This window comes from Leptospira inadai serovar Lyme str. 10 (genome assembly GCF_000243675.2).
GTDB classification, from domain to species: domain Bacteria; phylum Spirochaetota; class Leptospiria; order Leptospirales; family Leptospiraceae; genus Leptospira_B; species Leptospira_B inadai.
On the sequence record NZ_AHMM02000006.1, the window covers coordinates 304,237 to 318,468 of the forward strand.

The 14,232-nt window shown below is 44.5% G+C and carries 16 protein-coding genes; 11 read left to right on the top strand and 5 right to left on the bottom strand.

Translation table 11 applies throughout. The features are described 5' to 3' along the window. Positions 1-42 precede the first annotated feature (42 nt). Positions 43-975 (top strand): hypothetical protein, encoded by a 933-nt coding sequence (locus LEP1GSC047_RS02070; RefSeq protein WP_010412210.1) that lies wholly within the window; start codon positions 43-45, stop codon positions 973-975. Between the two features lie 264 nt (positions 976-1,239). Then, entirely contained in the window at positions 1,240-2,544 is a 1,305-nt protein-coding gene (locus tag LEP1GSC047_RS02075) for a hypothetical protein (protein ID WP_010412207.1), read from the top strand. An 18-nt stretch (positions 2,545-2,562) separates the two neighbouring features. Here LEP1GSC047_RS02075 and LEP1GSC047_RS02080 read toward each other — a convergent pair whose 3' ends face one another. The 5 genes from LEP1GSC047_RS02080 to LEP1GSC047_RS02100 form a co-directional block, all read right to left on the bottom strand. Continuing rightward, entirely contained in the window at positions 2,563-4,857 is a 2,295-nt protein-coding gene (locus LEP1GSC047_RS02080) for a DNA polymerase domain-containing protein (protein ID WP_010412205.1), read from the bottom strand. Further along, positions 4,847-5,122 carry a DUF8156 family protein gene (locus tag LEP1GSC047_RS02085; RefSeq protein ID WP_010412202.1) on the bottom strand — a complete coding sequence of 92 codons (276 nt, stop codon included), beginning with the start codon at positions 5,120-5,122 and terminating at the stop codon, positions 4,847-4,849. Before LEP1GSC047_RS02085 ends, LEP1GSC047_RS02080 begins: the two co-directional genes overlap by 11 nt. A 2-nt stretch (positions 5,123-5,124) precedes the next feature. Next, entirely contained in the window at positions 5,125-5,769 is a 645-nt protein-coding gene (locus tag LEP1GSC047_RS02090; RefSeq protein ID WP_010412199.1) for a hypothetical protein, read from the bottom strand. A 428-nt stretch (positions 5,770-6,197) separates the two neighbouring features. Then, the gene (locus LEP1GSC047_RS02095; protein ID WP_010412197.1) at positions 6,198-6,749 is read right to left on the bottom strand and encodes a TetR/AcrR family transcriptional regulator; all 552 of its coding nucleotides are present in this window, start codon (positions 6,747-6,749) and stop codon (positions 6,198-6,200) included. Positions 6,750-6,752: 3 nt separating this feature from the next. Beyond that, complete coding sequence (locus LEP1GSC047_RS02100; protein WP_010412194.1) at positions 6,753-7,556, bottom strand: aldolase/citrate lyase family protein; 804 nt, start codon at positions 7,554-7,556, stop codon at positions 6,753-6,755. A gap of 86 nt (positions 7,557-7,642) precedes the next feature. Here LEP1GSC047_RS02100 and lepB point away from each other — a divergent pair, with 86 nt between their 5' ends. The 9 genes from lepB to atpG all read left to right on the top strand — a co-directional run bounded on the left by lepB (position 7,643) and on the right by atpG (position 14,207). Next, complete coding sequence (gene lepB / locus LEP1GSC047_RS02110; RefSeq protein ID WP_020988082.1) at positions 7,643-8,623, top strand: signal peptidase I; 981 nt, start codon at positions 7,643-7,645, stop codon at positions 8,621-8,623. Between the two features lie 8 nt (positions 8,624-8,631). Next, entirely contained in the window at positions 8,632-8,862 is a 231-nt protein-coding gene (locus LEP1GSC047_RS02115) for an AtpZ/AtpI family protein (protein WP_010412186.1), read from the top strand. Between the two features lie 11 nt (positions 8,863-8,873). Further along, positions 8,874-9,221: a hypothetical protein gene (locus LEP1GSC047_RS02120; protein WP_010412184.1), complete on the top strand. Its 348-nt coding sequence runs from the start codon at positions 8,874-8,876 to the stop codon at positions 9,219-9,221. Between the two features lie 117 nt (positions 9,222-9,338). After that, positions 9,339-10,403 carry a F0F1 ATP synthase subunit A gene (atpB, locus tag LEP1GSC047_RS02125; protein WP_010412181.1) on the top strand — a complete coding sequence of 355 codons (1,065 nt, stop codon included), beginning with the start codon at positions 9,339-9,341 and terminating at the stop codon, positions 10,401-10,403. 39 nt (positions 10,404-10,442) lie between these two features. Beyond that, positions 10,443-10,736, top strand: a complete 294-nt coding sequence (locus LEP1GSC047_RS02130; protein WP_010412179.1) for an ATP synthase F0 subunit C — start codon at positions 10,443-10,445, stop codon at positions 10,734-10,736. 2 nt (positions 10,737-10,738) lie between these two features. Then, a complete protein-coding gene (locus LEP1GSC047_RS02135) occupies positions 10,739-11,263 on the top strand; it encodes a F0F1 ATP synthase subunit B (RefSeq protein ID WP_010412175.1) in 525 nt (174 codons plus the stop codon). Positions 11,264-11,268: 5 nt separating this feature from the next. After that, positions 11,269-11,829: an ATP synthase F1 subunit delta gene (atpH, locus tag LEP1GSC047_RS02140; RefSeq protein WP_010412171.1), complete on the top strand. Its 561-nt coding sequence runs from the start codon at positions 11,269-11,271 to the stop codon at positions 11,827-11,829. Further along, positions 11,819-13,333 (top strand): F0F1 ATP synthase subunit alpha, encoded by a 1,515-nt coding sequence (gene atpA, locus LEP1GSC047_RS02145; protein ID WP_010412167.1) that lies wholly within the window; start codon positions 11,819-11,821, stop codon positions 13,331-13,333. Before atpH ends, atpA begins: the two co-directional genes overlap by 11 nt. Before the next feature lie 13 nt (positions 13,334-13,346). Next, the gene (atpG, locus tag LEP1GSC047_RS02150) at positions 13,347-14,207 is read left to right on the top strand and encodes an ATP synthase F1 subunit gamma (protein WP_010412164.1); all 861 of its coding nucleotides are present in this window, start codon (positions 13,347-13,349) and stop codon (positions 14,205-14,207) included. Positions 14,208-14,232: the final 25 nt, after the last annotated feature.

Here is a 14,232-nt window from a genome sequence, read left to right on the forward strand (position 1 = left end):
TATTGATCTTGCAAATTTACGGATGATATTAGAAATTTAATTATGGGAATACTGCGTCGGCTCTTTTTGATTTTACTGACATTTTCGACTATTGTGCCGATTTCGGCCCAAACCCTTTGGGATAATCTGAATTCGATGGTACCTGAAGGAAGCGGATTCGTGTATAGCTTCGATCCGAATAAGAAAACCGAAGCGTTCGATAAGACGGCGTTTTTTCTTTCCGATTACCTTTATCGGGATCTTTTTTATATTACGGATTTGGATAGGAGAATCGAGGACAATTATAAATTCAAAATCATCTCCGCCGTACTGCATAATTTAACCGAAGACAATCCTCAAGTTCTGATATATAAGAATTATATTGCCGGTAAATCGCTGAACGTGGCTATCCGATTGGTTACGAATAAGGAAAAACCGACCGAAAAAGCGATTCTCTTTATGACGAACCTCATGCAGGGCGGAAAGTTGGCGGAAACTTCCGAGCAGCTAGACGAATCTTTTGGACGAATTTTCGTACTTACTCCTTCCGGTAAGCTGGTTCAATTGAATGATTTTGAAGATAAGAAGAAAGACGAGAAACTGGATCGAAATCAAAGAGCGGATGCGTATCTTTTCGACGAAAAGTTGGAGAATGATCAGAATATTCTCCCGCTCCTGACCGAACACTTAAAGGAAGAAAAGGACCCTTATCGCTTCTTTGTGGGACATGTTACCATGGCCCAGTATTATCTATCCGTAAATAAATTCGAGGATGCGAAGAACTGGATCGGAAAGGCCGAAAAGCTTCGCATGCAGGCGAAAGAAGGCGATATGAGCTGGGATGCGCCTCTTCGGCTTGTAACATTCAATTACAATTATCTAAAGTTATTTGAAAAAGACGGAAATCAGACGCCCGACGGTGATAAGAGCGAGTCGGCCGAAAATTCCAAATCTTCCCAGAAATCAAAAAAGAAAAGTAAAAAAGACAATCAGTAATCGCGTTAGAATAAAGGATGATCGCCTTTTTCTGGAATTCGACGTGATCTGAATTCCACTTAGGATCAATGAGGGAATTACGTAAAGAATCGGAGGCTTGCAATAAGGACGCTTCAAATACCTCTTACTCTCTTGGGAGAGTATGCGAATTTTTCTTAATTCTTTTCGACTTTTTTTGGATTCTCAGAATTAATTGAAACCGTTTCGCTTTGATATTCGGTTAAACTGACTTGCAGAATAAGTAACCTGTGGAAGTTTAGATGGATGAATCGTATTAGACTTCTTTCTATTCTAATCATGTTCTTATCGGTTCCCATTTTTCCTTGGGGATCTCATTATCTAATCATGGATCGTATTCTAGAGCACAAATCGGCTTCTTACGCAAATGAAGAAGTTCCTGTCGAAGAATTGGAAACGTTCGTCTCAACCGAAGCAAAAGGGCTTAAAGGAGTCTTTGACGACTACTTTACTTGGTTGAAGAATCGGGGTTCAAATCGATTTTTGAGTCATGAATTTAATGTAGACGCTGCCCGTAAATTTCCGTTGGCTGAATTCTTGCGTGCAGCAAGATTACGCCCAGCTCATAAATTTTACTCGGTTCGAAGATTGCTTCCGGGCGAGACCGCCAAATATAATTTAGTAAATTCCTTTTTGGTATATCCTTATCTTGAAAAGAGAGAAATGGATCGGTATTCGTTCGAGAATATCAAGGCGCGGAAAGTAAGCATACGATCGATTTTAACTACTTTTGTCGACGAACCGGATTGGGGAATGGATCATGAACTTTGGAATGTTGCCGAATACGGATATGGAAAGCAACCGTTCGGGAAGCCGAAAGGAGAAAGCAGCAAGGCTCCGTTTCATATGTACTTTCAACACGAAAATTTCTTCGTTAGCAAATTCGCACCCGAAATGACCAATGGCAGCATGCTGCCCGACCGCGTGGAATTATTTCAAAGACTTTCCGAATTCGCAGGAAAGACGAATCATCCTTTCTGGAAATATAGGTTCGCTGCCTGGGCTTCCCATTATGTTCAAGATATCGCGCAACCGTATCACTCCAGAGCGGTTCCTTCCGCCGGATATTATTATTATTTAAAATATGCATCGGCTTCGAAGGAAAACAAGGTCAGGATAAAAAAGGAAACGACTCAGATCGTTGCTAATCGTCATTTTATTTACGAGGATTTTGTCGCGTACGGATTATATAAATCTTACACGGATAAGAATCCGATTTTTGAAAATTTGAAGTCGTATTTAACCGAGGGCGATGCATTTCTGAACGGCTTCGATTCGGCCGACAAGTTATTACAGGTAGTGGGAGCCAAGGCATCTAATCATTCGCCTGACATAGATTCAACTATAGTGACCGTATTCGGGAAAACCATTACGATGGATTCGAATTACGATTTGGAGCATGACCCTCATTACGAAATTTCGGCTTTCATCCGCAATATCGATCTCGAAAAAGGAAATGAGCTCGTTAAAGAATCCGGAAAGGACTTTCAGACGACGGCCCAAGCTACTAGGTCCTTATTGAAATTATTAGGAGCTTATGGACCTCGATAGAGGTTTTGCCGATTACTCTTAAAAGGGAAGTCTTCCTTGATCATCGATAAGAGAATCGAAATCGTTAAAGGAAGAGAATTCGGACCAAACTTCCCTAAATGCGTTTACTAAAAGTTTGCGATAGAATTTTTTATCGTAATGGATTTGTTTGTCGGAAAGTTGAAGTTCTTCTTCGGGAGTGTACCTGAGCCCTTTGGATTTCGAGGCTTGGTTCAGGACCAGATATTTGACTTTTTCTCCGGCCTGGACTTCCATTCCCAGTTCACGAAGTTTATGCAGGGATAGCGAAGTTGCGCTATCTACTTCGTATTCTTCCAAATCTTTTGTAGTCGACCTTTTTATTAATAACTCCTTCCAGCCGACTTTTCCGTGTCTTAGCAAGAAATCATATTTAGAATAAATCGATAATATATCATTTTCTGAATGTTTTAAATCCAGGGTTGAGACTTTTGTGCGCATCCATTCCAGCATTTCGGTTTGAGCGGTTCGAATAAATATTGGAAGGTCCTTTCTTCGAGCGCAGATTCCTCTGAATTTCAATTTACCCGATTCGAATCTCCCTATATATCGGTTTGCAACCGGCATGTGGGGATCCTGAGAAGAGGGTGGAAAAGCCAGCCAAGTATAGATTCCGTCTACTTCGATTTTTACACTCGTTCGTTGAAAGATTTCCGAACAAAGATTTTCTAATTCCTCGGAAGTAAAAGGCGACGAATCTTCCTTACGGATAAAGATACTATCGGTAATTGCATGTATGAAAACGTAACCTCTTTCCTCGGTCGCTTCCTTGGCCGCTAACAATTTTTCTCTCGCAAAGGCATTAACGCTTTCGTGGCTTTCCAAACGACCGAACTTGGCATTTCTATAGCCTAGATAACCGAACGAAGTAACCAGCATCCATTTTAAACTGGATTGTTTGGCGTCGTACTCGTCTCTCCTGTCGTCATTTTCGATTACTTTTCGTTTATAATAAGCCCTTCGATCCAAGACGTGTTTTAAGGCTTCGGAAACGATACCGATTCTTTTATTACAAATATGATAACCGATACCGGGAACGATCGGAGTGCTGGGATCCGATTCGCAGCAGGAACAATTTACGCATTCGGGAGAAATATTATGTAATACCATTACGCTTGGATACATTTGCGCGAAGTCGAGTTGTGCAACGTTCTCGGCCGTTTTCCCGAAAGAAATATCGGGTTGAAAAACCAAGCCTCCTTTGTCGGCTTCTAATAATTGGAGCGCTGTTTTCGGAGATTCGACGGCACTTTTTTGCCAAGGAACAAGATATCCTCTTCGTAATGCCACGTCCGTTTCTATATAAGTTAAGGCTTTACCCGTAGAAGCTCTCGCCATTCTTTGAATCGGTAATCTGGATAATCTGGCCAATTCCACGATTCCGGCCAAGTAGGCTTCCTTGTAAACGAAACTGTTGGAGGAATCTATATGCCATCTTCCGAATAAAGGATAGGAAGGTGCTCGAAAAACTATATTGCCATAGGTGAAGTAACTGGTTCCTTTTGTGGTAATATGCCGACGAATGGGGGCCGTCTTGTCCCTATCAAAACAGGGAAGAAAACCGACTTTTTGCGCATAAGAGAATAGCTTAGGAAAAATGACATGGTCTCCGTAAGAGGAAAAAATAATATCGGGATCTTCTTTTTGAAGGATCGAGTCTATCTTGATTAGGAGTTCCCTGGGATTTTCCTCGGCGAGTCTATAGGAATGTTCGTCCGTTTGCAGAATCAGCGGATTATTTTGAAACCCTATCCTATGACTTTTCTCCAATCTCATATAAATGGATTTAAATTCCGGAATTTTATAATCCATATCGGGAACCGAAGAACGGGATTTTATCTTCCTAATTTGCCTTCCGCTATCGGAGAGGATATAGCTCAATTTTACTTCGCATAGCGGGAATAGGCCTTTGCGAAACATATAGCTCGTGGGAACATCTATATCGGAATGGTAGATATCGAATTTTCCATAAAGTGCATATAACTTTTTTGTAATTCTTGATAGAATCGAAGGGCGAGAGATGACTAATTTTAAAACAGGAACGGTCCGATTTTCGTAGAAAAGAGTTCGCTCTTCGTACTGAGGATGATCGCCCAATGCATCCAGTTCATAGAGTCTTCGAACCAACTTTTTAAGTATTCCTTCGTCTCCTCTCGCATAAATGATCGGTTGATAGGAATCGAAGAATAGAAGCGATTCTCCCGTATATGTTTTTATCCAGAGATAGATTTTATCTTCGGTATGATATACGTCGAATAAATAACCTTTCGCGAATTGGGATCGCTTAGGAAGCATCTCCCGCGTTCCCATTCTTCAATTTCTCGATTTCTCTTTTTAAGAGAGACGTTTCCTTTTTTAGATCTATGACCATCGTAAGTAACATGGAATCGATCGGATAAGGAGACGAGGCCATAACACCGGCTTGCACTTGCATTTTGGCGATCCGAATGAGCTCATCAAAAATCGTCTGGTCCGGCCTTCGTAAGCCTCTTCTGAATTCGTTCAAACTGGATTCCACTTGCTGCATTTGCCTGGAGTAGGGGATGACTGTTCTTCCCATATTTATTCCTCTTCATCGTTTTTTAAAGGTGCACTTAGCGTTCTATCCGAATGCAAGAAGCCTTTTCTTGTCTTTAAATAGGAGTGACCGCTTTCTATTTTGAGTTCCCAGAGATCGTCGGCTGTCGCTATAAGTTTAGGAAAAAAACGTTGGAATGTGGGATGGGAATACCCTAAAGATTCGATCACTAGGACGGGTAATTCCTTGTCCCTGAGGAGCTCCAGAACCAAATGCATTTTATCCAATAAGTAACGTCCTTCCTCTTCCTGTACGTCCCCGTCGAAGAATTGTTTACATGGTGCTAAAAGAAAATAAATAGTGTCCTCTCTTCGGTTTCTCACAATCGATAATAATGAATCCAAAATCTGATACGGTGTAAAGGCACGTTGGATTAAAATATTTTGTAGGAGCTCCTCCGGTGGAACTCGATCCCTCCGTGTTTCCGCAGTAATCGTAAACGGGTTGAATCGTATCGCACAGTCCAAGTTAAAGACCTTAAATCCGGAAGCCGCAAATGCATATTCCCAGCGCAATGCTAGGCGATAAATACCTTCCCGGCCCATAAGCATACCGATTCCCTTACGATCCCAACCCAGGATAGGGCGATATAAATCGGTAGCAAAATCTCGGAGAGAATCTATATGCATATATACTATATATATGATATCTATTTAAATGTAAAGTAAAAGATTTGGCATATCAGAGGACAGAGGACAGAGGACAGAGGACAGAGGACAGAGGACAGAGGACAGAGGACAGAGGACAGAGGACAGAGGACAGAGGACAGAGGACAGAGGACAGAGGACAGAGGACAGAGGACAGAGGACAGATAATTATTTCTATTTCCCTGGCAACAATTTTTTCAAAAACGAATTATGTTGGAGTTCCTGTGCAGTAGATCTTTTCCTCTGCCGCTGCTGCCTTTACAATGTCGAGCAGCTTCTGTCTAGCGCGAGCGAAGCGAGCGCGTCTGACCTCTGTCTTCAGTCCTCTGAAAGCGAACGCCTCTGTCTTCCGTCCTCCGTCTTCCGTTTATAGAATTCGATTAGAAATCCGGGTTTTCCCAAAGGTTGGTTTAGGTATTTTCGAGCGCATATACGATATAAGCGCGAAAATCTTCCAAACTGAATTCTTTCCTATTCGTAAGATAATTGATCATATAGCCGATCGTGGAAGAAGATAGATTTTTCACTTCGAATTCGGTATAGTTCGGCTTTAACGCGAGAATTACTTTCTTTGAATTTTCGTAAAAGATCAGATTTACGAGATGAATGTTCCGGCGCTTCAATCTATGTATTTTGGGTTGAAGCATCAGATTCCAATAGAGTCTTAAATATTCTTCGTTTTCCTTTACCAGTTTTATGATCTGTCCGGCAAGGAATTCGATCAATTCTTTTCGATCGTCGGGAGAGGTAAGATTCTCGGGAAGATACTTTTTTAGAATTTTATCATGCGATTGAATGATACCTACTAGAATGGATTCTTTGGATTCGAAATACCGGTACGCTAAGCCTAACGATAATCCGGCGCGTTGCGCGATTTGCCGCATCGTAGTGCCATGATATCCCTGCTCCGAAAAAAGCCTAAGAGATGTTTTTAGGATTAGGTCTCGCGTATCCTTCGCCATTTTTTAGCGGATGGAATAAAGAACCTTGCGAGATCCAATTCTTTCACGGTTTGTTTCCATGCGATTCTTATATGCGAACGCTTTTTCCGGTTTTAAAATCGAAAGAAGATCATAAAGTTCGATTTCGAACTGAAGCATAGCTTCCGCCACTTCTTCGGCCCCTTTCTCTACGGACCGTTTGGCATCCACGCATACGTGTCTGGAGTTTATTTTATCGGGTCCGATTTCTTCGGCAATTTTTCGGAAATTCTGTTTCGTAATCGTTCCGCCGACGGAGGTTTTTTTACCGCGATCCTTGGAAATCGCCACGATCGTTTTGGTGACTTTCATGACTTCCTCGTCATCGGGAATCAGGCCCATGGAAGCGGATAAATCGGATCGAGCCGCGGTCACCTGATCCAGTTCTTCGAAGGATTTTGAATCCACAATTTCCAGGAGATTCTTATACCCGGTAATCGTTTCCAGATTCATGGCTTTGGATACTTTTCGAAACGTAACAGGGGGAAGCATACTTCTGAGAGTGGAGATGAAGTTTTTGAGGGCGTAGGCCGATTCGATCATCGGAGCCGAAATACCTTCGATTTCCTCTTTTACGAGCATTCGGATATCCGTCCTCGCTTCCGGTCCCCCGATTTTGACCGTTACCGGCGCCACGTCTTTGGCAACCAGGTGGAGAATCCTGATTTCCTCGGCGTCCATATCCTCGGTTTCCGTTCCGCCTTTTAAGCCGACGATAGGATAGGTCGTCGTCAAAGAAATAAGGTAGCGGCGAAGTTCGATGATTTTGCGGTCAATCTGCTCTTTCACCTTTCTAGTATCGTCCTTTCTCTGAAAAGCGTAAGGATTTTTGGTGCGTGATTGACGGGAAATCCTAATCTCCTTTCCATAGACCTATGAGCGAGCCCCAGGGCATTCCGTCTAAAAAAAGCCTAATATCAGGATTTGTGGAAGAAGAATCGATATCTTCCACTTTTTCATTCATCGTAATCGTAGTTTTGGTATTGGCATTTAAATCCTCGGTGTTGGATGCTAATAATATCCCTTCCGGATCCATGATCCCGACTTTAAAAATCGGAGACTTTCTTTTCGTGAATAAGATGAGGTATTCCTTTAGAATGCCGTTTACGGAAAAGGAGCTGTTTCGATACGATAATCCTAAAAGAGGGGATATCGTAACATTTATTCCTCCGCAAAGGGCCATGACGGAACCGGGCGATACTCGGGACGGGTTTTTTCCTAAGCGTTATGTAAAACGAGTCATCGGTTTACCGGGGGATACGATTCGAATCACTTTGACGAATATTCGTAGAGACAATCACTATTCCACGTATTCTGCAATCGAGTATAAGGAAAAAGGGAGTTCCGAATTTACCAAGTACAAATATAGGGAAGTCCAACCAGGCACCTTGCTGTATGACCTGGACAATACGCGGGCGCTGAGCGGCTTCTTGTACAAAGAAGAAAAACCCGGTTTCGAGCATTACGTTTTAGAAGGAAGCGATTCCCTTTACTATCACGGGTCCGATTGCTATAAACCTAGCGGCTGTGAAATTCCGGCGGATCATTATATGATGGAAGGAGACAATCGCCCCGATTCATCCGATTCGAGATATTGGGGGTTTGTCCCTAGGGAAGATGTGCTCGGAAAAGCCGCCATGATTTACTTTTCCGTAAATTGGAAAGATTCCGTCTGTCAGTACAAGAGCGGTCAAGAATTAGCCGAAAAAGGCGTCCAGTATGCGGAACAGTACGAAGGCTCCGAACTAAAGAGTAGCTGTGGAGATCCTTCCGCCAATTGGATTCTCCGAACGATTTTATATCGAATTCCTAGAATGGAAATTCGATGGGCCAGAATCGGGACCATCTTGCAGTAGGCAAACGTATGCCCGAGCCCGAATCTAAGAAGCCGAAAGAAGCCTCTCCCTGGGAGCTAGCCGGACTTGGGATGGAGTTTTGCTTTATCCTCGTAGGATCGATCTTTATCGGGAATTATCTGGATTCCAAATTCGGGTTCTCTCCCTTCGGAATTTTAGGCGGCTCCGTGATCGGTTTTACGTACGGGATTTATTACATTCTCTATCGTGTGGCAAAACATGAGAGAGGGGAAAAGTAGCTCTACCTTCGATGCAAGAAGGTCTATTCAATCCTAAAAAATACGGTTTCGGCGCGCTGCTAATAAGCCTTGCATCCCTTACTTTATTTCTGTTCGGACCCGACTTAAATTTCGGTTTTTGGAAGGGTGTTGTCTCATCTCTTCTCCTTTCTTTTTTCTCCTATTCGATCCGATTTTATATCCTTTTGAAGAATCCTATAGACGGCGTGAACGCGCAATTAGGAACGAACGTTCTATTTTTTTTCATTCATACGGCTTGTTTGTTTACGTTTTTATGGATGGGGGAACGTGAAGGATTTGTAATCGGTTTTTTTATTGCCCATTTCGCGAACATATTAATATTGGTATTCGCAAGGTGAAGGGACGAGCGCCGTTTAGAAGTGTTTTCGACCGATCCGAGCTGAACGTTAGAACCCCGGGGTTTTCTTCCCGGAAACCTGTTTCCCACAAAAGGAAACCGCGCATCTTTTAAACGTATGTTGAAACGACTCTTTGCTGCAATCCTACTTCTTTCCGCCCTACCTGCGTTCGCGTCCGAATCCGCCGGAGAGGGATTTGATTTAAACGAAGTTCTGGTTCATCACTTGATGGATCACGCCGAGTTTCCTTTGAACATCGGTGGTCATAAGATCTATGAAGATCAACTAGGGTTCGATCCTTCCAAGGATGCTATTTTCTTCGACCATCACCATAATAAGAGGTTCCATTTTGTGGGAGGTTTCGATCTGCATATCACTCGCAGGGTGACCATGATGTGGATCGTTTCATTTTTATTATTCGTAATTTTTATTCCTGCCGCCAGAATCATTTCCAAAAATCCTCTGAAAGTGCAGGGCCGGTTTGCAAACGTCGTGGAAACTTCCGTCGACTTCCTAAAAAAGGATGTGGTCGATTCCAATATGGACGGCCACGGACACGGTTATTACCATTACATATTCTCTCTGTTCTTTTTTATACTTTTCTGTAATCTCTTAGGTCTGATTCCCCCCGTCGGAGAAATCGTCGAGCTGGGTTCCGAATTTGTACATAGTTACGTGCATGTGGGAGAGGAGGCGGACGAGGCGGTTTCCTCTATTCCGGCTAACGCTCATCACGAACCGATCTGGTTCGCGAAAGTTTGGAACGGAATCACTGTAACAGGCGACGTGTCCGTAACCATGACTTTAGCGCTGATGACCATGGCCTTGATCTATGCTGCCGGGTTTATATACCAAGGACCTAAGTTCGTGATTCATTCCGTTCCCAACGGGGTTCCTTGGCCCCTATATTTCTTAATGTGGCCTTTGGAGTTTATCGTTTCCCCGGCCGCAAAAACGTTCGCGTTAACTGTGCGTCTTTTAGCGAACATGACCGCCGGGCACGTTATTATTTTGGCATTGATGGGCTTTATTTTCCAATTTAGGGCCTGGGGAATTATCCCGGTATCAATGGTAGGAGCGGGAGTGATTTACGTTTTGGAACTATTCGTGGCGTTCCTGCAAGCGTATGTCTTCGCCCTTTTAACTTCGCTCTTCGTGGGCTTGAGTATGCATAGGCATTAATTTTAATCATTGTGAGTTCAAACAGGAGATAGTAGCAATATGGAATTCGGACTAGGATATATCGGAGTAGGAATCGCAGCTGGAATCGCCATCCTCGGTGCAGGTTTAGGAATCGGAAGAATCGGTGGATCCGCTGCAGAAGGCATCAGTCGTCAGCCGGAAGCCGGTGGTAAGATTCAGACTGCGATGATCATTTCTGCAGCTCTTATCGAAGGTGCCGCACTTTTCGCTCTCGTTATCGCATTCCTCGCAGCAGGAACCTTAAACGACGCCGTTAAGTCCAGCGTTGAAAAGGCTAAAACCGCAGTTTCCGCACCAGCCGAAGGTAAATAATCTTGTTTCTCTTAGCAGCTAAGGGGCTAAACGGTCTTCTTGACGTAAATCCGGGTCTGGTTGTTTGGACCCTGATTACATTCGGGATCGTCGTACTCGTCCTAAAGAAATTCGCCTGGGATGTCATTCTCAAAGCGCTCGATGAACGGGCCGAGACCATTCAAAACGATATTCGGAAAGCTGCGGACATTCGTTCGGAGGCGGAAGCACTGCTCAAGGATTACGAAGCTAAGATTTCGGTAGCCCGCGATCAGGCAAACGGAATCGTTTCGGAAGCGAAATCGGATGCGACGAACCTGCGGAATAAGATGTTAGAAGATGCAGCTAAAGACGTGAAGCAATTAAAGGATAGCGCAGTAAGAGATATAGAGATGGCAAAATCCAAAGCTTTAGCGGAACTCCAGGCGCAGATCGTAGGCATGGCCGTCCAAGTCGCAGGCCTAGTGCTGGAGAAGCAGTTGAAAGCGGACGACTATGAGTCATTCATCGAAAACGAGCTAGGCAAGATCAAGAAACTGAGTGCTTAATTGATATGAGCTATTCCGCGATTCCCAAAACCTACGCTACCGCATTTGCGGACGCAAGTGCTTCCCTGGAAGATGCCGAGCAAGAATTGGACTCGGTAATCCAAGTCATAAAATCGGAACATCCGTTTCGCGACTTTTTTGAGATCCCTTCCGTGACGATGGACGAAAAAGAACGCGTCCTAAACAAAACGTTTCAGGGGAAGATCTCGGAAATTACTTTAAATTTTCTGCAAGTGTTATTGCATAGAGGGAGATTTTCCTTTTTATTCGAGATCCATGACGCTTTCAAAGAGGAATTGGATCGGAAAAAAGGACGGATTCGTGCGAAAGTAAGGAGCTATCCCGCTCTCGATGATGCGCAACTGGCGAGATTGCGCGATGTTCTAAAGGATAAATTCAAGTCAGATTTCATTCTGGAAGCCACGGAGGATCCGAGCCTAATCGGCGGTTTTGTGGTCCGCTTCCATGACCTGGCGATCGATTCTTCCATGAAGAACCAGCTAAAGAAGGTAAGGCAAGCCTTGCTGGAAACTAAACTACCGGTCGGAGTTGTGTATGAAAATTAAAACGGACGAAATTGCGTCGGTTCTTAAACAAGAAATTCTAAATTATAAAAAAGACCTAAGTGTGGAAGAAGTCGGAACCGTTCTGGAAGTAGGGGACGGTATTGCGAGAGTCTTCGGACTTAGAAACGTCATGGCCGGAGAGCTCGTTGAATTTCAAAACGGAGTTCGCGGACAGGCGTTCAACTTGGAAGATAATTCCGTAGGTGTGATCATTTACGGGGAATATAAAAATATCCAAGAAGGCCACACCGTAAAACGTACTGATAAAATTCTAGAGGTTCCGGTCGGACCTGAACTTCTAGGCAGAGTCGTAAATCCCTTGGGCGAGCCACTCGACGGAAAAGGCCCGATCAATACCAAGCAAACTCGCCCTGTGGAAAGTCCTGCCCCAGGCATCTCGATGAGACAGCCTGTGGAAGAGCCGATGCAAACCGGTATCAAAAGTATAGACGCCATGATCCCGATCGGCCGTGGCCAACGCGAGTTGATCATCGGCGACCGTGGAACGGGCAAGACGTCCATCGCATTGGATACGATTATCAATCAAAAAGGTTCCGGCGTGATCTGCGTGTATGTGGCGATCGGTCAGAAAGCTTCTACAGTAGCGACTACCGTAGAAAAACTCAAGGCAGTCGGCGCTATGGATTACACGATCGTGGTTTCCGCAACGGCTGCCGATCCGGCTCCTATGCAATACATTGCCCCTTATTCCGGCTGCTCCTTTGCGGAATACTTTATGTATAACGAGAAAAAGGCGACCCTAGTGGTATATGATGACCTTTCCAAGCAAGCGGTTGCCTATCGTCAAATGTCCTTATTACTTCGTCGTCCTCCGGGCCGCGAAGCGTATCCTGGAGACGTTTTCTATCTTCATTCCCGCTTATTAGAGCGTGCGGCGAAACTAGACGAGAAATACGGTGCCGGTTCTTTGACCGCGCTTCCGATCATCGAAACGCAGGAAGGCGAGGTTTCCGCTTATATTCCTACGAACGTGATTTCCATCACCGACGGACAGATCTATCTCCAGTCCAACTTATTCGCTTCGGGCGTAAGACCCGCCGTCGACGTGGGTATTTCGGTATCTCGCGTGGGTTCCGCAGCACAGATCAAGGCAATGAAACAGGTTGCCGGAAAGATGAAGTTGGAATTGGCTCAGTTCCGGGAACTCGAAGCGTTTGCCCAATTGGGAACGGAATTGGATCCGATCACTCAGTCTCAGTTGGATCGCGGTTACAGAATCGTAGAAGTCTTAAAGCAACCCGTATCGAACCCATATCCGGTAGAAGAACAGGTAGTGGAAATTTTTGCGGTAACCCGCGGACATATGGATAAGGTTCCGGTATCGAAGGCGCGCGAATTCGGCGTCCATCTCTTAAACACGATTCGGGAACAATATCCGGAAGTCTTCCAGGCGATTCGCACCGAAAAGAAAATAGCCGACGAAAGCAAACTCGGTGAAGTCGTTTCCAAAATTGCTGGCGACTTCGTCAGGAACCTAAAGTAAGCGGGAGAAGATCTTGGCTACACAAAGGGAAATAAAAAAACGGATCGTATCCGTTAAGAATACCCGAAAGATCACTCGGACGATGGAGATGGTGGCCACCGCTAAATCCAAGAAGTTGAGCGATAGGGTAAACGCTTCCCATCCCTTTTCCAATAAGATTAAGGAGATGGTTGGATCTCTTGCTTCTCTTTCCGAAGTGGTCAAGAGTCCGTATTTGCGGAGACCTCAAACGATTCGCAGCGTGGCGCTTCTGGTAATTACCGCAAACCGAGGGCTTTGCGGCGGCTATAACTCGAACGCCAACCGTTTGGCAAAAAGTCGAATTCTCGAATTAAGAGGAAAAGGCATCGATGTACGGTTATTCGTAGTCGGGAAGAAGGGGACTTCCTTCTTCAAATTTGCCGGTGAGAAAATCGAGAAATCGTACACCCATATCAACGACAAATCGGGATATAAGGAAGCGGAAGAATTTGCCGAATTTTTCCTGGATTTATTCGCGAAGGAAGAGGTAGATTCGGTCGAGATCGTGTCTACGGTTTATCATTCTTCGGCTTCCCAACTTGCGGAAGTAACTAAGATCCTCCCCTTTGAGCCAAAGGGGGATAGCTCTGTCGGGGACAGCGTGGTCTATGAACCGAGTCCCGAAAGTATTTTGGAATCTCTACTCCCCTTGGTAGTTAAGACGGCATTTTTAAAGGCGATTCTGGAAGCGAACTGCTCCGAGCAGATCGCACAGCGCATAGCTATGAAGTCCGCAACCGACGCGGCCTCCGACATGATCAAGGTCTTGACCCGTGGATACAACCGTGTTCGTCAAGCTAAGATCACTCAGGAGATCTCGGAGATAGTTGCAGGGGCGGATTCGCTAAACTAGTTTTTATTGGAATTGGAGTTATTTG

Coding starts and splice junctions, on each gene's coding strand:
- LEP1GSC047_RS02070 (WP_010412210.1), top strand. CDS start 43: ATGGGAATACTGCGTCGGCTCTTTTTGATTTTACTGACATTTTCGACT.
- LEP1GSC047_RS02075 (WP_010412207.1), top strand. CDS start 1,240: ATGAATCGTATTAGACTTCTTTCTATTCTAATCATGTTCTTATCGGTT.
- LEP1GSC047_RS02080 (WP_010412205.1), bottom strand. CDS start 4,857: ATGCTTCCTAAGCGATCCCAATTCGCGAAAGGTTATTTATTCGACGTA.
- LEP1GSC047_RS02085 (WP_010412202.1), bottom strand. CDS start 5,122: ATGGGAAGAACAGTCATCCCCTACTCCAGGCAAATGCAGCAAGTGGAA.
- LEP1GSC047_RS02090 (WP_010412199.1), bottom strand. CDS start 5,769: ATGCATATAGATTCTCTCCGAGATTTTGCTACCGATTTATATCGCCCT.
- LEP1GSC047_RS02095 (WP_010412197.1), bottom strand. CDS start 6,749: ATGGCGAAGGATACGCGAGACCTAATCCTAAAAACATCTCTTAGGCTT.
- lepB (WP_020988082.1), top strand. CDS start 7,643: ATGAGCGAGCCCCAGGGCATTCCGTCTAAAAAAAGCCTAATATCAGGA.
- LEP1GSC047_RS02115 (WP_010412186.1), top strand. CDS start 8,632: ATGCCCGAGCCCGAATCTAAGAAGCCGAAAGAAGCCTCTCCCTGGGAG.
- LEP1GSC047_RS02120 (WP_010412184.1), top strand. CDS start 8,874: ATGCAAGAAGGTCTATTCAATCCTAAAAAATACGGTTTCGGCGCGCTG.
- atpB (WP_010412181.1), top strand. CDS start 9,339: ATGTTGAAACGACTCTTTGCTGCAATCCTACTTCTTTCCGCCCTACCT.
- LEP1GSC047_RS02130 (WP_010412179.1), top strand. CDS start 10,443: ATGGAATTCGGACTAGGATATATCGGAGTAGGAATCGCAGCTGGAATC.
- atpH (WP_010412171.1), top strand. CDS start 11,269: ATGAGCTATTCCGCGATTCCCAAAACCTACGCTACCGCATTTGCGGAC.
- atpA (WP_010412167.1), top strand. CDS start 11,819: ATGAAAATTAAAACGGACGAAATTGCGTCGGTTCTTAAACAAGAAATT.